Origin of the sequence: Tenacibaculum sp. Cn5-46, from assembly GCF_022347705.1 — a bacterium.
Lineage (GTDB): Bacteria > Bacteroidota > Bacteroidia > Flavobacteriales > Flavobacteriaceae > Polaribacter > Polaribacter aiptasiae.
Map to the genome: position 1 here is coordinate 243,149 of NZ_JAKRGD010000004.1, position 19,288 is coordinate 262,436.

The window sequence follows — 19,288 nt, forward strand, 5'->3', positions numbered from 1 at the left end:
CTACTCATAAAACTTCTTTTAAATTAACTTACATGACAATCGTTAGAACAGTAATAACACCCATTAACTTTTTTATATATTTTTTTTGCCTCTCTTACAGCTCCTTTACAAGTTATAAAATCTCCTAAAAAAATTCTATTTTCTTGTTTCGGCATCCATGAACATCCTAATTTATGGACTTCATGATCTCCATTTACTTGAGTATTTTTATTTACATAATACCTTGCCATTATTTATATGTTTTAAATTAATATTAACCCAAAACTACATTCCAAAAAACACAAAACCCTACGGATTTCCGTAGGGCTACATTTATTTTACACAAAAAAATTAAGATCGCTGTATTTGTTTCAAATTAAGAATTCATATAGTATTAAATCAATCCAAAATCTTTTGTAATCGCCACTAATTGTGTAGGATTATTTGCATTAAAATTTTCTTTTAACAGCTTTAATCTCTTTTCAACTGAACTTATACTATTGGGTTTTACTTCCTTCAATTTTAACTCTTGACAAATTTCTTTTTGATCTAATCCTTCTGCCAAATATTTCAACAAAAACACATCATAATCTGTAATCTCAAAAGCTTCTTTTTTTCTTAGCGTATGTGATAATTTTGGTGATATAAAAAAGCCTTGATTATATACTTCTTTTATCGCCATTTTTAATTCTCTTTCTCCATGAATAGATTTCCAAACATACCCATCTACTTTTAACTCATTACACAGTTGCTGTACTCTATAGGGTTTGTCTTCTACTGAGAAGATAATGGTTTTAAGCCCTACTTGTACTTCTTTTGCTGCTTTTATCAAATCTTCTCCTGTTTTCAATCGTTGTGGATTTGGGTTTTCTACAAACGACAAATCGCTAATTAACAAATCGAACGGTTCTTTTTCATTCCAAGCTTTTTTTAACTTTAAAAAAGCTTCATCGCAATACTTAGCGTGTTCTATGACTGGAATTTGCAAACTTTCTAATGCAGCTTTTATTCCACTAGACATAAAATCGGCATCTTCAGCTATTAATACTTTTTGAAACATACTTACTTTTTAAATTGAAACTTTGATTTAAATCCTTTTTCGTTTTCTGATTCAAAAATAATAGTTCCTCCTATGGATTTTATACGGGTTTCCATATTCTTTAAACCATTTTTTATAGTTACTGTATTTGTACCTATGCCATTGTCTTTATATTGTACTTGTATGGTATCTTTTTGTAGCGAAAAGGAAATCACTGCCAAGCTTGCCTGACTATGTTTTGTCATGTTTACCAAGAGTTCTTGTAATAATCGATACAATACAATTTGTTTTTCTTTTCTTAAATCGTTTACCTTAACATCCGATAACCCTTTGTTCATTACTTTACAAGTATCTGTAGTAAAGTCTACAAATAATTGTTTTAAAAAGTCTTCAAACAGCTCTCCTGTTACCACAGGACTGTTTTCATGTGATATGTTTCTGGTAAGTGAATATATTTTTTCTAAATCGTATAGTATTGAAGTATCATCTCGTTCTTCTTTTTGTAATTTGTTCATAGCTAAATACATGTCATTAGCTAATTCATCATGTATTTTTTTAGCCAAACGAGTTTCTGTTTTATATACCTCTATAATTTTTTCTCTTTTGGTTTTGTTTCTTTTGTAGAAAACATAGCTTATAAATCCGAAAAATAAAATGAACCCTATAAAAATCCAAAGTTGTTTCTGATTTTTTTCCTCTACTAATAAAAAATCTTGCTCAAGTTTTTCAGACTTTGTTTTTGCTAATTTGGTTTCTACTTTTAATCTTTTATTTTTTTCTTCATCAAAATTATAAATTACAGTTACAATTTGATTTCTGAGCTTTTGACCTGCAATAACTATACTATCTTTTAATTTACTCCTTTCAATACTTAATTTTCTAACTTTAGATTGAGGTTCCGACAATATAATTTTATTAATAGCGAAAATTCTATCATTTGGTCTATTATTTTTCAAAGCATAATCATACATTAAATTAGCATAATGTTTTGCTCTTTTATAGTTTCCTTTGCTACGATGAAAAAAATTCAAATATGAATAATTTGTAAATACTCCTGGAATATCATTTATCTCTTTTTTTAATTTTTGCCCTAATAAAAAATCAGATTCATATACGGTATTATTATTTAACAATTTTGCATAAGCATAGTTATCTAAAATTTTACCTTTTAATTTTAGAGGAATACTATCATAGTATAAATTTTTGGTAATTGTATCATATATTTTTTTTGCAAAATCATATTTTTTAATTGAAATGAAATTATTTGCAATGTTATTTTTATATCTAATCTTACTTATAGAATCTCTAACAAAAAACAATGCTTTTTTGTACCAATATATAGCTTTCCTATAATTCTTTTCCAAGTTAGCATTGACACCAAGTGAATTATATAAAGAGATTGTTATACTGTGCTTATTCTTATTTTCACCTAAAAGTTTTAAAGCTTGAACAAATGTAGAGTCACTTTTGAAAAATAATTCATTTTCTGACTCTAGTTTTCCTAAACTGAACATTTTTTCAACGACCTTTATAGTGTCTTTAAACCTATCATATAATTCTTTCGATACAGATATATACTTATAAGCACTATCCAATTGATTATTTTTTTTATAAAAATATCCTAACGAATAGTATTTACTTGCTTTTTTTATTCCATCTTCAGTTACATTAATTACATTTTTAAGATTACTTATTTTCTTTTCATATTTTAATTTATTTTTTTGTTGACTTATACAAATAGTACTATTTATAAACAAAAAAAATAGGAGGACTAAATATTTAACTTTCATCCTCCTAAATTATTAATTTAATTTTTAATTTCCTTCAGAACCATCATCTTCTGGTTCTGGATCCGGATCGTGATCATTACCTCCTCCATTAGAGCCTCCAGTATCACCATCACCTGTAGTACTCTGAAGTTCTTGTTCTACTTTTTCTGGAACTACTTTTCCTTCTAAATCTGTACAAGATGTAAATACTCCACTAACTATTAAAACTATGATTGCTAAAACTGTTTTTTTCATGTCTTTTAAAATTTTTGAGCATTAAAATTCCTTTCCAAGCATTGGTGCTCAGTTATAAATAGTGCTTGAAAAGCCTAAAATTTTAAAAGAGTCGCGCGCCTCTTTCGCGGGAAGTGAAGATGAAAATCAGCGGCATTTAATAGCTTCCCTTCTAAGAAAATTCACTGATTTAAAATCTTTTAATAGTACCAATCGATTGTTATTATTTTTTGTTTATCGATTAATTCTGGTACAAACATAGAGGTGATTTCAAAGTAGATTGTAGAAAATAAATGGAAAAAGTATGGAAACTTTTTTTCCATTTTACGGGTTTCCTTTTCCATACTTTTTCCATCCATTTTACCTTTGAAAAAACTAACATATTACCATGGAAAATGACATAAAGACTATACCTGAAGAAGTAAATTTTATTTTTTGCGTAAAACATTTTTTTAAATGTTTTTCATCTAGAAAAAATAAAAAGAATCCATTAAAAGAACTTTTTAGTGAGTTATTGGAGCAATTAATGAAAGATGAATTAATTAAAAATAAAACTATTAATGGATGCTTTACTTATTTTGTGAACACATATTTAGGAAATGATGAAGGTAAACCTAAGTATGCTATTAATAAAAAAACTTTAATTAGTTATCATAACAAGTATGCGAACAATATTCTAAACAAATCAGGAGAACCTGCTAATGAATTGAAAGACTTAATGTCTCAATACATAGGTTATAAAAATTACGAAGACTTTTTAAATAAAAATCGAAATAAAAAAATTTGTATTCTATGTATTACTAAATATAAAAAAACTTTCTTACTTGGATTTTTTTCTATACTCCCATTCTTTATCTATTTTTCTTTAAATAAATCAAATGAGAGCTGTATTGTATGGAAAGGCGATCATTATGAGAAATCATCTTGCTTTAACATAAAAGCTATTAATAATAATAAGTACAATATTAATATTACTCTCTTTAAAAAAATTCATGCAACTGATACCACTACATTTTTTATAAATGGAGACCCGGTTATTTGGTATGGAAAAAACAAAAAAAAAGAGTTTGAGTTTTTTAATCATAGAGGTATACATCCAGAAACTCATAAAGAGCTTAAACCTATTACTCCTACTATTATAAAACAAGCGAAATTGTATCGACCATAAAAAAAAGCCGTTAGTTTTGTACTAACGGCTCTTACATTTATTTTTTCTCTAATTATCCTCATCATCTTCTACAGGGGTAGGTTCATCTTCTCCTCCTGTATCAAACATTTTTAGAGTTTTTGATTCCTCATCTTCATCTTCTTCATCTGGATCATGATCATTTCCTCCAGTTTTTATCTGATTCGTGATTTTTGCTTCTTTATCAGGATCTTCATCTTCATCAGGGTCTTGATCTTCTTCACCACCAGTCATTTCAAGTTCCTGTTGTGTTTTATTTTGTAAAATATCTTCTGATACATCTGTACAAGCTGTAAACATTCCACTTGCTACTAAAATTGCGATTGCAATGATTTCTTTTTTCATATGTTTTTAATTTCTTCAAATATAAAAAACGCCGCTAGTTTTAAAACTAACAGCGTTGTATAATTTATATTTAAATAGATTTTATCTTCTACTATAATTTGGTGCTTCTTTGGTAATTGCTACATCATGTGGGTGACTTTCGTTAATTCCACTTGCTGTAATACGAACAAATTTCCCTGTATTTTTCAATGTCTCAATATCCTTTGCTCCACAGTATCCCATACCTGCACGTAAACCTCCTACAAACTGATGAATGCTTTCTACCAATTCTCCTTTATATGGTACACGTCCAACAATTCCTTCTGGTACTAATTTTTTAATATCATCTTCTACATCTTGGAAATAACGATCTTTTGAACCTTGTTTCATCGCTTCTACTGATCCCATTCCTCTATACGATTTGAACTTTCTTCCTTCGTAAATAATTGTTTCTCCTGGCGATTCTTTTGTTCCTGCTAATAAAGATCCTAACATAACACAATCAGCTCCTGCTGCTATTGCTTTTGGAATATCTCCTGTATAACGAATACCTCCATCAGCAATTACTGGTACTCCTGTTCCTTTAATCGCTGCTGCTACTTCTATAACCGCTGAGAATTGTGGAAATCCTACTCCAGCAACTACACGTGTTGTACAAATAGATCCTGGTCCTATTCCTACTTTTACGGCATCTGCTCCTGCTTCTACTAAATATTTTGCTGCTTCTGGTGTTGCTATATTTCCTACTACAACATCTAATTCTGGATATTTATTTTTTACTTCTTTCAATACCTTTACAACACCTTGTGTATGTCCGTGTGCTGTATCAATAATTACCGCATCCACTCCTGCATTTACTAATGCTTCTGTTCTTTCAACTGCATCATGTGTTACTCCTAAGGCAGCCGCTACTCGTAAACGTCCATAACTATCCTTGTTTGCCGTAGGCTTTAAAGTAAGCTTTGTGATATCTCTAAAAGTAATTAAACCTACTAACTTATCGTTATCATTAACAACTGGTAACTTTTCAATCTTATTTTCTTGTAAAATTACTTCTGCTTCTTTTAATGAAGTTCCTTCTGCTACTGTAACTAAATTTTCTGAAGTCATTACTTCAACAATCGGACGCTCATTGTTTTTCTCAAAACGTAAATCACGATTCGTTACAATTCCTATTAATTTTCCTGCTTCGTCTACAATTGGAATACCTCCAATTTTATGCTCACGCATTGCTTGTTTTGCATCTAAAACAATAGCATTTAACGATAAAGTAATTGGATCGATAATCATTCCACTCTCTGCACGCTTTACTTTACGTACTTCTTGTGCTTGTTGAGCTATTGTCATATTTTTATGCAACACTCCTATTCCTCCCTCTCTAGCAATAGCAATAGCCATAGCTGATTCGGTTACAGTATCCATTGCAGCAGATACTATTGGAACATTTATCGTTATGTTTTTTGTGAATTTTGTTTGGATTGAAACTTCTCTTGGAAGCACTTCAGAGTAAGCTGGAACTAATAGTACGTCATCGTACGTTAAACCTTCGCCTACAAATTTTGATTGATGAGCTTGCATGTGCAATTAATTTAGTGTGTTGTTAATTAATTGCGTACAAATATACTATAAAAAAAGTGAACTTTATCTTTAAATTATAGTTAACAAAGTGCCTTTAGCATTTCATTTTAAATAACTACAGATAAATTAGAACGTTTTTTAATGTACTTCCTCTTTTTTACATATTGTCGAATAACTTTTTTACGTAAGACTCTTCTGGTTTTTCATGTACCTCTTTTGTACTTCCTTCTTGTAAAATGACACCTTGTTTTAATATGATAATTTGATCTGAAATAGTAATCGCATCTTTTATATCGTGCGTTACAAAAATAGCTGTGGTATTTGTCTGTTTTATTATTTGTAGTATGTCTTGCCTTAATTGACTTCTTAAAATCACATCTAAATTACTAAATGGCTCATCTAATATTAAAAGTTCTGGTTTTGGAGCCAAGGCTCTAGCTAATGCTATACGCTGTTGTTGTCCTCCTGATAATTCGTGAGGATACCTTTTTTCCATCCCTGATAAACCTACCAATTTTAATACTTCTCTTACTCTTTCTTCCTTATTTTCTTGTTTAGAAAGTCCATATGCAATGTTTTTAAATATTGTAAGATGTGGAAACAACGCATAATCTTGGAATACCATCCCAACATTTCTTTGTTGTGGTTCTATAAATACTGAATTAGAAGAAACAGTTGTATTATTTATTTCTATCTCTCCACTATCTAATGTTTCTAAACCTGCAATTAAACGTATTAAGGTTGTTTTTCCACTTCCACTTTCTCCTACTACAGCCAATACATTTCCTTTTTCTAAAGAAAAACTAACATTATTTAAAGCCTTTACTTTACCTGAATTAAATGCTTTATGTAAATTTTGTATTGCTAATAATTTAGTACTCATTACTATTCTTTAGAGATTAATCGATTTAAAAATAATACAGGGATAATTCCTGTTAGAATTATAAACAAGGAAGGCAGTGATGCTTCTGCTACTAATTCGTCACTTGCATATTCGTATGCTTTTACTGCTAGTGTATTTATACTATATGGTTTTAAAATTAACGTTAAAGGTAATTCCTTCATAACATCAACAAACACTAAAATAAAAGCGCTTAATATTGCTGGTTTTAATAAAGGGAACTCTACTTTTTTGAAGGTATAAAAGTTTCCTTTTCCTAAAAGTTTTGATGCTTCTGATAAAGACTTACCAAATTTTAAGGAACTTGCTTCAATCGGATTATAAGCTACCGCCATATAACGTACAATATACGCATATAATAATGCTATGATTGTTCCATTTAGTATAAAACCTATTTTATAATCTGCTACTTCTTTAAAAAATGTTACCAACCATTTATCTAAAGAAAGTGTGGGAATTAAAACCCCTACTGCTATTACTGCTCCTGGAATTGCATAACCTAACACACCTATTTTTGCAATGGGTTTTAATAAAACTAGTCGATTCCATTTTGTTAAAAATATTAATAACAACGCAAATACTACCGTTGCTAATGCCGCTATAATTGCAATTCCTAAACTCTGTAATGAAATAGTTATAAAACTTTGAGTAAATACATCTTCATAAGTTAAGTATGCCCAATACAACAATTGGAAAACGGGTAATAAAAAACCAAATAAAACTGGTATAAAAGCTACTGTTAACAAAGCTGTTTTTTTCTTAGCTGTACTTTGTTCTCTTTTTGCTTTCTGATGATTTCTGGTAGTATTCGAATATCCTATTCTTCTCCGCTGCCATTTTTCTAAACTAATTATTAGAAAAATTATCGCCACCAATATAGCCGATAAGTAAATAGCTGTTTCTGGCTCTTCTAATGAAAACCATGCTCTAAAAATCCCTGTTGTAAATGTGTTGATACCATAATATTTAGCTGCTCCATAGTCGTTTAAAACTTCCATTAATACTAAGGTAAGTCCACCTATAAATGCTGGACGAGATAATGGCAATATTAATTTAAAAAAAGTTTTAAATTCTCCTGCTCCTAACAATTTTGAAGCTTCAATAATATTGTTTGATTGATTCAAGAAAAAGGCTCTTGAAGCCACATATACATATGGATATAATGAAATACTTAAAACAAAAATAAGTCCAAAGTGATTCATTACATCTACCTTCACAGCAAAGAGTTTTTCAAAAACACCTCCATAATCAAAGATTCCTGCATAGGCATAAGCAGTAATATAGGATGGTATGGCTAAAGGCAAAATTAATAGCCACTCTAACTGTTTTCGAAAAGGAAAAAAATATCTAGATACTGCATAAGCAGATGATATTCCAAATACTAATGTAAGAATGCTAGTTCCTAGAATTAACCAAAAAGAATTTAGTAAATAATTAGGTAATAAATTAGCTACTAAATGACTCCATGTTTCACCAGGTCCGTAAAATAAATTGATAAAAATGGTAATAACTGGAACTGTTATAAACAAAACAATGGTCAATAAAATTATTGACCATTTGTTTGTGTCTCTTTGTATGTTTTGTAACCTGTTTATCACTAGGAATTATCTAATTAAAAACAACAAAGGTATTGATTATTTCCATTGAGCTGAATCAAAAACTAAAACAGCTTTTTTATTGTTTTCTCCTAACTTAGTTAACGATAATGTATCTTCTTTAAATTCTCCCCAAGATTTTAATAAATCTGATGAAGCAACTTCTTTGTTTACTGGATACTCGTAATTAGCTTTTGCAAATACTTCTTGCGCTTCTTTACTTGCTAAAAACTCAATAAATTTAATTGCATTTGCTTTGTTTGGTGCATATTTAGCAACTCCTGCTCCACTTACATTGATATGTGTTCCTCTATCTGCTTGATTAGGGAAAAATATTTTAATTCCTTCTCCAGCTTTTACTTCTTCTGGATTCTTTGAATTTAATAATTTACCAATATAGTATGTATTTACTACTGCTACATCTCCTTCACCAGCAACAACTGCTTTTACTTGATCTCTATCATTTCCTTTTGGTGAACGTGCCATATTTGCTACCATTCCTTTAGCCCATTCTGTTGCCTTTTCTTCTCCAATATTTGCTATAATTGAAGCTAATAATGATTGGTTATAAATATTTGATGAAGAACGAATTAATATTTTATTTTTCCATTCATCATTCGTTAATGCCTCGTAAGTAGATAACTCTTCTGGTTTTACTTTTTCTGGATTATAAACTATTACACGTGCTCTTTTTGTTAAGGCAAACCAATTATTATCAGCATCTTTTAAATGTGCTGGAATTGTTTTATCTAAAAACTCAGAAGTAGCCGATTGTAACAATCCTTTATTCTTTGCTCTTACTAAACGTCCTGCATCTACAGTAATTAATACATCTGCTGGAGATTGCTCTCCTTCTACCGTCATTTTCTGCATTAACTCATCTGCTTTTGCATTGACAACATTTACTTTAATACCTGTTTCTTTTTCAAACTTGGCAAATAATTCTTGATCTGCTTTATAGTGACGGTGTGTGTAAACATTTACCACCTCTTGTTTTTTCTCTTCCTTCTTTTCTTCTTTTTTTTGCTCATTTTTACACGATGTAAAAACTATTGCTAAAGCTAAAATTGTGAATATTTTTTTCATTCTGATTGATAAATTTAGTACTGCTAATATATATGTTATAAAATAACTTTAAAGTTTAAATTGTAATGTTACATAATAACTTCTTGGTGAAGAAGGAATTATTCCTGGCCCTGGATATCCCGTAGCTCTTCTTGTAAAATAGGTTTCGTCTAATAAATTATTTACTCCCGTTTCTATTTTCCACTTTTTGTATGAATATGAAAAAGAAGCATCTAATATAGAGTATGCTGGTATAGGTCCAACCAATCCTTCTCTACTTGTTCCTGCTAATACTGTTTCTCCATTAGTTGCATCGGTAAATTGTTTTGATAAGTGCGTAAACTGAAGGCTTCCTAAAAAGTTTTTATATCCAAACTTTACTCCTGTTTTTAAGTTTACTAACGGAATAAACTCTACTTTTTTACCTACGATACTACTTTCTTTTGATTTTGTATACTCCGATTCTGTTATTGCAATATTGGTAAACCAATTTAATACAAACTCACTGTTAGAATTATTAAATGTTGATAATAAATTCCAATCTACAAAACTCTCAATACCGTATATGAATGCTTCTCCAATATTATCTCTTACTCTATCTCCTTTGTTTGGACCTGTAGAAACTAAAGTGACTCCTATACGATCTTGGTAAAACAATCCATAAGCACTTATATCATATGATAAAAAGTTTCTCCATCTACCTCTTAACCCAATATCTGCTGTTGCTCCTTTTTCATCTCCTATATTCTCTGCAACTAAGAATGATGGATTCACCGTTCTGATATCACTAAAGGTTACAGATCGATAATTTTGTGAAATATTTCCGTATAACTCAAAACTTGCTGATGGTTTATAACTAGCTCCTAATCCTAATAACACAAAGCTTCTTTCTTTAACTTGGCTCTCAGTTTCTGTACTAATACCTCCTGGTAATGGATTTCCTGCTCCATCTCTTAATACTCTTGTATATAAACCATTAGCTCCTGTTTTTATATGTTCTAAACGAATTCCTGGCGTAATGGTAAAACTATCAGAAAGTTTAAAAATATTTTCTCCAAACACTGCTATGTTTTCATTTGGGAATTTAAAGAATGAGCTATTATAATCTTGTTTATCTACAAACCTAAAATCAGCATCACTATTACGTGAACCTGCACCTTGACGCTCATCATTATTTGCTTTATAATACTTAGCTCCTACTAAAAATATACTTTTTTGATTCCCTAAATTATAGTTTGATAAGAAACGAGTTTCTACTCCCCAGTTTTTATAATTCCCTACTATTAAATCTCTAAAATCATATTGTCCATTATCTAACTCATCTGGTGTTGATACTGGATTTAAACCTACAAATCTATAATTTCCTCTATACCCCAATGCTTTTCTTGATGCATTCAATCCGAAGAAATTTAAGCTTAACCTTGTATCTTCTGTAAAATCATGTTCCAATTTTAATACCCATAAATTCCAATCAATATCAAACCAGTTTCTACTTCTTAAACTTTGTAAAGGATCTTGGTTGAATTGCGTATCGGTAAGACCTCCTGATTGTTTTGCCAAATAATTTAAGTGGGTAAACTCTGCTATTAAAGTTGTTTTATCTGATATTTTATGATCTACGTGTGCATAAATATTTTTAGAATTGAATTTTGAATTAGGTCTAAATCCATCACCTCTTTTAAAATTAAAATATCCGTAATATCCTGTTTTCCCAACAGTACCTCCTACGCTTGTAAAACTATTAAACAGCCCAAATGATCCTGCTGATTGTCGAGTTACTAATTCAAACTCTTTGTTTCTATTAGGTTCTTTAAACTTAAAATTCAACAATCCTCCAAACTGAGTTCCATACTGTAAAGATGCTGCACCTCTAATAACTTGTATTTCTTTTAAAGCTTCTGCTGGCGGTGTATAGTAACTTTCTGGATAACCTAATACATCTGCACTAATATCATATCCATTTTGTCTAGTATTAAAGTTAGATGTTCTGTTTGGATCCAATCCTCTACCTCCAATATTTAATTGTAATCCAGCATCATCGTTTTCATAAATATTTAATCCAACTACTTGACTATAAATTTGACGTGCATTATTTGCTGCTTTGTTTCCTATAGACTCATCTACTAAAACAACTTCTGTTTTTTTTCCTGCAAAAATTGCCGTTCCTTCTACTTCTTGTAATCGTTTAAGCGCAAAGACTTTTTTCTTTCTTTGGCTTATTACTACTTCCGACAATTCTTCTTCTATTTTTTGTAATACAACATCTAATTTTAAATTTTGGTTAGAAATCGTTACTACTTTTTCACTGATTTCATAATTATAAGAGAAGAATACTATTGAGTACTTTCCTGGTTTTAAAGAAGTGGTTTTGTAATCTCCTTGTGCATTTGTTTTTGCTAAAGTTCCCCCTGAAGCATTATAAATTTCTACACTATTAATAGCCTTTCCTTCATTATCTACTATTTTCCCCGAAATAGTGTACTGAGCAAACAAATTTTGCATTGCAAAAAACAGTACTATAATAATGCTATAATCCTTTAATTTTAATTTCATGATTAAATGGTATAATCCAATTTTTGTGTTTAAAACTATCTTTCTCTTGGTACAAGTCTACTTTTGAATCTATAAATCGTGAACTTAACCTTCCGTTAAGAGTTACAAAACTTTCTACATAAACCTCTGGGTTCTTTATTCCTTTGTTTTTATAGGTATCGCCTAAAAATTGAGCGAATTCCAATATAAAATCGGGTTGAAAACTCATTTGTTTCTCTTGTAAAACAGTTAAATAATCTCTATTCTTTATATAAAAATACTTTCCAGTATCCCCGTCTACTATTTTAAAATCTGCTATCCCTGCCTTTTCCATTAACATCACTCTCCATGAAAAACGATATCCTTCTTCCGTCCAAAACAATTCTCCTGGGTATGCCAAATACCTAAAAGGAAAAAGTAATTGAATTATAAAAAAGACTGCAAATATATTCACTATTACTCTTTGTTTAACGGAATATATTAATGTCTTTCCATGATCAAAACTCTCCCTTGATATTCGTAATGCTTTCGCTATTAAATTGATTATCTTATGATGGAAATCTGGTGAAAAGAATATTAGTGTACTTACTATCATTATAAAAGGAAACATTCCTATTGGAAATAATATTCTTGTAAATACATGAAAAACTACTACCATAAAGAATGCAAACAAACGTGTTCTTTTATATAATAATAGAAAAGGTATGGTTAAATCGTATAAAGCTCCTGCCCAACTCATCGCAAAATGAAACCAAGTTTTTGGCATTAAAACTCCTACAATTGGTAAATCGTACTGTACAGGTAACCATATGTTTAAAGGTGAAGCTCTAAACAACCAATCGGAATTTAATTTTGCTAATCCTGCATAAAAATACACTATACTCAACATTAGTTTTATTACATCAACAGTATATTGAGGTACTTTTTGGTAAGATAGCTTAGGATTTAACTTTGCATCTATTGAAAAGTAAGCGTTTGCAGGTAAAAAAATTAAAATAAAACTTACTAAACTTATAAAGTAATAATGGTTTAGATAGGTAGTTTTATCCATTAATTCAATATAGGTAAAACTTAGAAAGAAAATAACAATAGCTATTCTATATTTATAACCTATAGCAATTAATAAGGCTGAGATAGCGCATATTGCAAATAATAAATAAGTATAACTTCCTAGAGTTTTTACCCATTCAAATCCGTAGTAAGTAAAATGAAATTTGGGATTTATGTACAATGATTCTATCCAACCATGGTACCAAAAACGTATGATGCTCCCCAACATCATAACACCAAAAAAAATACGAAAAACAGCTAAAGTAGCTGCTTCCGTAGTTTTTTCTAAATATTTTTGTATTTGACGACTAATCGCCATCGTTATCTTCAATAGTAATTTTTATACTCATTGCACTTGCCATATCTACTTTTAAGTCTTTTACTAAAAGCTGTAATTTATCAAATGTCAATGTCATTTTTGTATTATCATTATTAATCTGATCTACAAAATTATTATCTAGTACTCCTATGGCTGTTTTCGCATCAGCTATTTTTGTATTAATAGCTGTTATCAAATCAGTTCTGTTTAAAAATTCTAAGTACGATTTTAAACTTTGTCCTGTACTAGCACTACTATATGCTTTTCCATTGAAAAAATCTTCAGTAGCATTAAAAGCTGTAGTTAATAATAACTTAGAAATATCTTTTTTGTAATATGCTTCTGTATTTGTTGGAACTGGAGTACCTGTTCTAGCTCCAGAAGGGAAAGATATTTTCTTTTCACGTACTTCTCTTTCAAAAAATGAAACAATATAAAAGTTCACTAACTTATCTACACTACTAGTAGCTGAAGAACCGTCATTTTCAATAAATAATGTTTTGAAACCTCCATTCCAATCTGCCAACACTTCTTTTGCCAAAGCATCAATTCTAGTTGCTAAATCATTTAAATACTTGTTGTACTTAGCTGCATCTGCTCCTGTATAATTTGCTATAATAGCAGTATCATCTGCTCCTGCTCCATTTAACAAATAATCTAACGCAGGAAAACCTTGCTCGTCATATTCATTTTGTGAAGTTAAATCATAATTCCCTGAAGTGATATTTAAAGTTAAATCACTCACATTTGTAGGATACGTATTCATGGTATTTACCATGTTTAATGTTTCAGCTTTTCCTATTTGAAATATTGAAACTTTTTGCCAAACAACATAAGCATCTTGCCAAGTTGTTCTTAAAGCTCCTAAATTTGTTGGATTTGGTGTAGTTGTAAAAGTTTCTGTTGCTGTTTTTAAAGCTCCTGTTTTCTGAGCAAAATCAGTATATCCTGGGATAATTATATTCTCTGCCCAATGCGTTAACATTGCCTTTCTATTAAATCCATCTCCAGTATTCACATTCGAATCAGAGCTTGAACTACAAGCGTACATTACTAATACTGAAACAATTAAAAGTAAACTAACTTTTCTTAACATATTATTACTATTTATTCTAAATAAAGGTGCACAAATATAAAAAAAGTAGCCGACTAATCGACTACTTTTTTTATACATATTTATTAAAACCTACTAGTTACTAGCGTCTTTAGCTTCGTCTACTGTAAATCCAAATGCAGTTGCAATTTCATTAGAAATAGTATCTAACGTTGCTGGAGTTACATCCCAGAATCCATCTCCTGTCATTAAAGTAGTTAAGTATCCTTTTACTTTAGTTTTATCTAAGTGAGGTACTCCAGAAGCGTTACGAGTAAAACGTAAACTGTATACAAAACCATATCCTTCTGATAAATCGTGGAAAGCTGCAGTTTTATCTGAAGTCAATCTATCTTTACCTGCTTGTAAATAGTATACTGCTCTAATAGCAATAACTTTAGAAATAGCTGCTCTAATAATTTCAGCTTGTGCATCTCTTACCGTATAATTTTTAGCTACAATTGCTGCTCTACCTAATTTGAAAGCATCGTAAACTTCTTTTGCTATTCCTTTGAAACTAGGATCATTTTCAACTCTAGTTAAGTATTTATTTAAAAAGTCATCTGCTGCTAAAGCTGGCACTGCAGGATTAGCTTCTGTACCATATAAGTATCCGTAAGCCTCATCCCATTTGTGCTCCATCTTCGTGTAATTTTTCCCTGATTCTAATACTCCATTATCGTTATTTGCTACATTAGGAGTTGCATCAAGTACACTTTTACTTAAGTAATTGTTTAACATTTGGTCTGCCATTAAAGCTCCAATTAAAGACTTTCCAAAAGCTTGATTTAATTCTAATCCTTTTGCATTTACATAACGGTATGATGCTGGGTTAGAGTTTAACTTTTGTAATCTTCCCGCGTTTCCTTTTGAAGCGTCATCGTTCCATTTTGGAAATACGTTATCTACTTGAGAATCTATCCAACCATCAAAATCAATTAATAATTGATTTCTTTCTGTTGTATTAGCTTTAAAGTAATCTTCAGAAGCTGCAACTTTTTCACGTACTTTTTTCCCTGATGTATTTAAAGATGCTTCTGCGAAACCAGTCCCATCTTTAAACATTTCTATCAATCCAGCCTTTGTACTTGCAGTATTTGATAAACCTGCCATGATTTCGCTAGACATTTTAATTCTAGCTGTTTGTCCTGAAAAACTAACAGTAGTGTTTCCGTTTCTTTCAAACTTATATGTTGCTGGTGCAGTAACGTTATTTGTTGGTGAATTATCATCTGAACACGATGTTAACACCACAGCTGAAGCAGCTAATACTGAAAAAATTACTCTTTTCATTTTTATTTAGATTTAATTTTGATAATTTTCTGCAAATCTACAGAACAAAACTAAATCTCCAAACTTTATTTAGATTTATTTCAATTAAAAATAACTAATTAACTATTTTGTCTTTAAATATTCTATAACTGCTTTCCTTATGTCAAAGCTCAATTCTGACTCTTTTGGCTTATAAACATTAAGTACTCCTGGATTCTTGTCTGATAACATAGGAATATCTAATCCTCTTAATAAGTAATCTGAAAAAGCTACTTTATAAACTTTAGTATCGTTTATTTCTTTTCCATTTATAAACCATTTACCTTCTTCTTGTTTTACATTATAACGTTGTAGGTATGCTCCTGTTCCTGCTGCATTAAGCCCATAATCTAAAACTTCTTTTAATAAGTTTCCTTTTATATCAACTTTCAATACAGCTCCTCCATATGGTAATACTCTGAAAATATCAATAACAGTAACATCACCTGTTAACTCATCATCTATACGAACAGAACCTCCATTAACCAAAGCACAATCTACTTCGTTATCATAAGCAAGACTCATTGATTTTGCAATGATATCTCCCATATTTGTTTGTACTGTTCTAATTGGTGTTTCTCTAGCGTCTAAAGGTGTTTCTGTTTTATAAATTACCTCATAAGGATTAGGAACTATCTCTTTTATTTTATTATTTAAAATCTTCTGCCATTTATCAACTATCACATTTACTTTTTCATCAGCAACAATTTGATCATTGATTTCTTTTAATTCAGATTTAAACGTTACTTTCTTAGTTGTTGGATCGTATTCAAAACGATGTATATAAGCAGTTTTAGCATTAGCATCTGCTTTTGTTATAACAACATCTCCTACTTTATCGTAACTATTTGTATGCTCATGACCTCCCATAATTAAAGGTACATTAGGTAACATTTCAGCTATCTTTTTATCTTGCGCTAAAGAACCATGTGTTAAACCTATTACTATATCTACCTTGTCTTTAATATCATTATAAGAACGTTCTATTTCTTTGTACATATCTCCATAATACACATAACTTCTTGGGTTTGATGGAATACAAACACTTATAAAACCTACTTTTAATTGAGCTCCATCTTCATTTTTAAACTCTTTTATAAAAGAATCTTCCAAATACTTTTTCTTACCATCAACCATTTTATGAAAATACTCATGTTTCCCATCTATATTATGCAAAACATTCGCTGATATCCAATCGAACTTACTTTCATTAAGTCTTTCTTGTAAATTTTTATAACTCAAGTCAAATTCATGATTTCCAAATGCAACTAAATCAAAATTCATCGCATTCATCACTTCTACCATTTGTTTTCCTCTTACTCTAGACCCATCTACTTTCATTGTACCTATTAATGATGGATTTAAAAAATCTCCTGCTAATACTAGCATTGTATTTTTATCTTCCTTTAATAAGTTTTGATGTACGGTTTCTACTCGTGCCATACCTCCATACTTACCTCCTTGAATAGGCGCTATTTCATAAACATCATTAAGCTGTAAAATTGTAAACTTTGTTTTAGCTGTTTCTTTTTTTGAGGCGCAACCAATCATAATAACAGCCAATGCTGCTACCATTAAATATTTAATTTGTTTCATTAAGTGTATTTTTAATAATTACCTTTTAGGCTTGTAATGTAAGTATTGACGTGTATTTTTCCTTATCAATCTTCTGTATTCAACTAACTCAGGAAATTGGTAAAAGAAATTTATTTTTTTATGAGCAATTGTACGTGGCTTTCTAATTTTTGGTCTAAGAACAAAAGCAGTCCAACTTTCTACAATATCTTCTTCAGGGCTTTCAGCAGCATAATCTGTAACAAATTCTGTACGATTATTGTCATACAAGTCGTATAACTTTTCTACACAGTTAGCCTCTGTATAACAATATTTTTTTTGAATGGTATCCCATCTATCTAATAATCTACCTTTCCAAAATAAATTAACGAATCTATTAATGTAACTATTCTTATATGCTTCTCCTTCTAAAGTTAAATACAACTCTCCTTCTTCTTGGGTTGCTTTTGTAGTAGGTCTTATCTGCGTTCTATTTAGAGTCAATAAATGCCCAAACTCATGAACCATTGTGTATACAGACTCATGAAGTCTTCTTCTGTCTTTTGTTTTAAGATTTACATCTTGAACATCAATTTCTAATTGCCATTTATCATTTCTAGAGTTTAAAGATACTAATGCACCTGTTTTTTCATCAATCCCATCAGTCATTAAAACAATACGTTTTATATACTTCTTTGTCAATTCTTGAGGAAAAATTCTATTAAACTCCTTCCAATAATAATTAGCTAGCTCGTTTTTATTTGATTTATTTTTTAATAAAACTCCATTTTTTATTTGCCATACTCCTATCCTTCTATCAAGTGTTGCTTGATAAAATGAAGAAAAAAAGAAAAAAAGAGTTAATATTTTAATTTTCATCATCTATTAAAAAACTTCTAACGCTTTGTTATAAGCGCTTTCAAAACTCATTGGTTTAATATTTGTTTCAACTTTTTCAGCTGTAAAATATGATAACAACTTTTCAGTTGGCATATTGCCCGTTAACTCATCTTTTGCCATTGGACAACCTCCATATCCTTTAATTGCTCCGTCAAAACGGCGACAACCAGCTTTATATGCACTACTAACTTTTTCGTGCCATTTCATTGGTGTTGTATGTAAATGCGCTCCAAATTCAATTTGCGGATAACTAGGAATTAAATTTGAAAATAAATAATCTATATCTTCTGGTGTTGAACTCCCTATCGTATCTGATAACGATAAAATCTTAACACCTAATTTAGATAATTTTTCGGTCCACTCTCCTACTATATCTACATTCCATGGATCTCCGTATGGATTTCCAAATCCCATTGACAAATATGCTACAACTTCTTTATTTGTCCTATTTGCTATAGCCAATACTTCCTTTAACGTATCTATTGACTGTTCTATTGTCTTATGTGTGTTTCGCATCTGAAAATTTTCAGATATTGAAAAAGGATATCCTAAATAATCAATCTCTTCAAATTGTGATGCATCATTTGCTCCTCTGACATTTGCTACAATTGCTAATAATTTACTTCTAGTTGTAGACAAATCTAACATTGATAAAACCTCTGCTGTATCTCTCATCTGAGGAATCGCTTTAGGCGACACAAAGCTTCCAAAGTCTATTGTATCAAAACCTACTTTTAACAATGAATTGATATATTTTGCCTTCAACTCTGTTGGAATAAAGTGACTTTTAATTCCTTGCATTGCGTCCCTAGGGCACTCTATAATTTTAACACTGTCAATCATTGTGCCAAATATACAT

General features: G+C 30.2%; 17 protein-coding genes. 1 reads left to right on the plus strand and 16 read right to left on the minus strand.

All coding sequences use genetic code 11. The features are described 5' to 3' along the window. Positions 1–23: 23 nt before the first annotated feature. The 4 genes from MHN29_RS10065 to MHN29_RS10080 all read right to left on the minus strand — a co-directional run bounded on the left by MHN29_RS10065 (position 24) and on the right by MHN29_RS10080 (position 3,042). Positions 24–230, minus strand: coding sequence for a hypothetical protein (locus MHN29_RS10065; protein ID WP_235274721.1), 207 nt, complete (start codon positions 228–230; stop codon positions 24–26). A gap of 143 nt (positions 231–373) precedes the next feature. Continuing rightward, complete coding sequence (locus MHN29_RS10070) at positions 374–1,039, minus strand: response regulator transcription factor (protein WP_150899627.1); 666 nt, start codon at positions 1,037–1,039, stop codon at positions 374–376. 2 nt (positions 1,040–1,041) lie between these two features. After that, positions 1,042–2,808 (minus strand): sensor histidine kinase, encoded by a 1,767-nt coding sequence (locus tag MHN29_RS10075; protein ID WP_235274720.1) that lies wholly within the window; start codon positions 2,806–2,808, stop codon positions 1,042–1,044. 24 nt (positions 2,809–2,832) lie between these two features. Further along, positions 2,833–3,042: a hypothetical protein gene (locus tag MHN29_RS10080; protein WP_235274719.1), complete on the minus strand. Its 210-nt coding sequence runs from the start codon at positions 3,040–3,042 to the stop codon at positions 2,833–2,835. Between the two features lie 367 nt (positions 3,043–3,409). On the opposite strand from MHN29_RS10080, the gene MHN29_RS10085 reads away from it, so the two are divergent. Beyond that, positions 3,410–4,189 carry a hypothetical protein gene (locus MHN29_RS10085; protein WP_235274718.1) on the plus strand — a complete coding sequence of 260 codons (780 nt, stop codon included), beginning with the start codon at positions 3,410–3,412 and terminating at the stop codon, positions 4,187–4,189. 48 nt (positions 4,190–4,237) lie between these two features. Here MHN29_RS10085 and MHN29_RS10090 read toward each other — a convergent pair whose 3' ends face one another. The 12 genes from MHN29_RS10090 to MHN29_RS10145 all read right to left on the minus strand — a co-directional run bounded on the left by MHN29_RS10090 (position 4,238) and on the right by MHN29_RS10145 (position 19,272). Continuing rightward, complete coding sequence (locus MHN29_RS10090) at positions 4,238–4,552, minus strand: hypothetical protein (protein ID WP_235274717.1); 315 nt, start codon at positions 4,550–4,552, stop codon at positions 4,238–4,240. 81 nt (positions 4,553–4,633) lie between these two features. Next, positions 4,634–6,109: an IMP dehydrogenase gene (gene guaB, locus MHN29_RS10095; RefSeq protein WP_150899632.1), complete on the minus strand. Its 1,476-nt coding sequence runs from the start codon at positions 6,107–6,109 to the stop codon at positions 4,634–4,636. Positions 6,110–6,266: 157 nt separating this feature from the next. After that, positions 6,267–6,992 carry an ABC transporter ATP-binding protein gene (locus tag MHN29_RS10100; RefSeq protein ID WP_235274716.1) on the minus strand — a complete coding sequence of 242 codons (726 nt, stop codon included), beginning with the start codon at positions 6,990–6,992 and terminating at the stop codon, positions 6,267–6,269. 2 nt (positions 6,993–6,994) lie between these two features. After that, positions 6,995–8,608, minus strand: a complete 1,614-nt coding sequence (locus MHN29_RS10105) for an iron ABC transporter permease (RefSeq protein WP_235274715.1) — start codon at positions 8,606–8,608, stop codon at positions 6,995–6,997. 36 nt (positions 8,609–8,644) lie between these two features. Next, positions 8,645–9,691: a Fe(3+) ABC transporter substrate-binding protein gene (locus MHN29_RS10110; RefSeq protein WP_235274714.1), complete on the minus strand. Its 1,047-nt coding sequence runs from the start codon at positions 9,689–9,691 to the stop codon at positions 8,645–8,647. A 48-nt stretch (positions 9,692–9,739) separates the two neighbouring features. Then, positions 9,740–12,223, minus strand: coding sequence for a TonB-dependent receptor domain-containing protein (locus MHN29_RS10115; protein WP_235274713.1), 2,484 nt, complete (start codon positions 12,221–12,223; stop codon positions 9,740–9,742). After that, positions 12,198–13,571, minus strand: a complete 1,374-nt coding sequence (locus MHN29_RS10120; protein ID WP_255689376.1) for an HTTM domain-containing protein — start codon at positions 13,569–13,571, stop codon at positions 12,198–12,200. The genes MHN29_RS10115 and MHN29_RS10120 overlap by 26 nt, the downstream gene beginning before the upstream one ends. Next, positions 13,561–14,667 (minus strand): imelysin family protein, encoded by a 1,107-nt coding sequence (locus MHN29_RS10125; RefSeq protein ID WP_235274712.1) that lies wholly within the window; start codon positions 14,665–14,667, stop codon positions 13,561–13,563. Before MHN29_RS10125 ends, MHN29_RS10120 begins: the two co-directional genes overlap by 11 nt. A 93-nt stretch (positions 14,668–14,760) precedes the next feature. Continuing rightward, complete coding sequence (locus MHN29_RS10130; protein ID WP_235274710.1) at positions 14,761–15,957, minus strand: DUF4856 domain-containing protein; 1,197 nt, start codon at positions 15,955–15,957, stop codon at positions 14,761–14,763. A 102-nt stretch (positions 15,958–16,059) separates the two neighbouring features. Next, positions 16,060–17,571: a bifunctional UDP-sugar hydrolase/5'-nucleotidase gene (locus tag MHN29_RS10135; protein ID WP_235274709.1), complete on the minus strand. Its 1,512-nt coding sequence runs from the start codon at positions 17,569–17,571 to the stop codon at positions 16,060–16,062. Positions 17,572–17,589: 18 nt separating this feature from the next. Next, positions 17,590–18,411, minus strand: a complete 822-nt coding sequence (locus tag MHN29_RS10140) for a hypothetical protein (protein WP_235274708.1) — start codon at positions 18,409–18,411, stop codon at positions 17,590–17,592. A gap of 3 nt (positions 18,412–18,414) precedes the next feature. Further along, positions 18,415–19,272 carry a hydroxymethylglutaryl-CoA lyase gene (locus MHN29_RS10145; RefSeq protein ID WP_235274707.1) on the minus strand — a complete coding sequence of 286 codons (858 nt, stop codon included), beginning with the start codon at positions 19,270–19,272 and terminating at the stop codon, positions 18,415–18,417. Positions 19,273–19,288 lie beyond the last annotated feature (16 nt).

What these genes read in the sequence shown, in the direction of transcription:
- MHN29_RS10065 (WP_235274721.1), bottom strand. Translation starts at nt 230, where the DNA reads ATGGCAAGGTATTATGTAAATAAAAATACTCAAGTAAATGGAGATCAT.
- MHN29_RS10070 (WP_150899627.1), bottom strand. Translation starts at nt 1,039, where the DNA reads ATGTTTCAAAAAGTATTAATAGCTGAAGATGCCGATTTTATGTCTAGT.
- MHN29_RS10075 (WP_235274720.1), bottom strand. Translation starts at nt 2,808, where the DNA reads ATGAAAGTTAAATATTTAGTCCTCCTATTTTTTTTGTTTATAAATAGT.
- MHN29_RS10080 (WP_235274719.1), bottom strand. Translation starts at nt 3,042, where the DNA reads ATGAAAAAAACAGTTTTAGCAATCATAGTTTTAATAGTTAGTGGAGTA.
- MHN29_RS10085 (WP_235274718.1), top strand. Translation starts at nt 3,410, where the DNA reads ATGGAAAATGACATAAAGACTATACCTGAAGAAGTAAATTTTATTTTT.
- MHN29_RS10090 (WP_235274717.1), bottom strand. Translation starts at nt 4,552, where the DNA reads ATGAAAAAAGAAATCATTGCAATCGCAATTTTAGTAGCAAGTGGAATG.
- guaB (WP_150899632.1), bottom strand. Translation starts at nt 6,109, where the DNA reads ATGCAAGCTCATCAATCAAAATTTGTAGGCGAAGGTTTAACGTACGAT.
- MHN29_RS10100 (WP_235274716.1), bottom strand. Translation starts at nt 6,992, where the DNA reads ATGAGTACTAAATTATTAGCAATACAAAATTTACATAAAGCATTTAAT.
- MHN29_RS10110 (WP_235274714.1), bottom strand. Translation starts at nt 9,691, where the DNA reads ATGAAAAAAATATTCACAATTTTAGCTTTAGCAATAGTTTTTACATCG.
- MHN29_RS10115 (WP_235274713.1), bottom strand. Translation starts at nt 12,223, where the DNA reads ATGAAATTAAAATTAAAGGATTATAGCATTATTATAGTACTGTTTTTT.
- MHN29_RS10120 (WP_255689376.1), bottom strand. Translation starts at nt 13,571, where the DNA reads ATGGCGATTAGTCGTCAAATACAAAAATATTTAGAAAAAACTACGGAA.
- MHN29_RS10125 (WP_235274712.1), bottom strand. Translation starts at nt 14,667, where the DNA reads ATGTTAAGAAAAGTTAGTTTACTTTTAATTGTTTCAGTATTAGTAATG.
- MHN29_RS10130 (WP_235274710.1), bottom strand. Translation starts at nt 15,957, where the DNA reads ATGAAAAGAGTAATTTTTTCAGTATTAGCTGCTTCAGCTGTGGTGTTA.
- MHN29_RS10135 (WP_235274709.1), bottom strand. Translation starts at nt 17,571, where the DNA reads ATGAAACAAATTAAATATTTAATGGTAGCAGCATTGGCTGTTATTATG.
- MHN29_RS10140 (WP_235274708.1), bottom strand. Translation starts at nt 18,411, where the DNA reads ATGATGAAAATTAAAATATTAACTCTTTTTTTCTTTTTTTCTTCATTT.
- MHN29_RS10145 (WP_235274707.1), bottom strand. Translation starts at nt 19,272, where the DNA reads ATGATTGACAGTGTTAAAATTATAGAGTGCCCTAGGGACGCAATGCAA.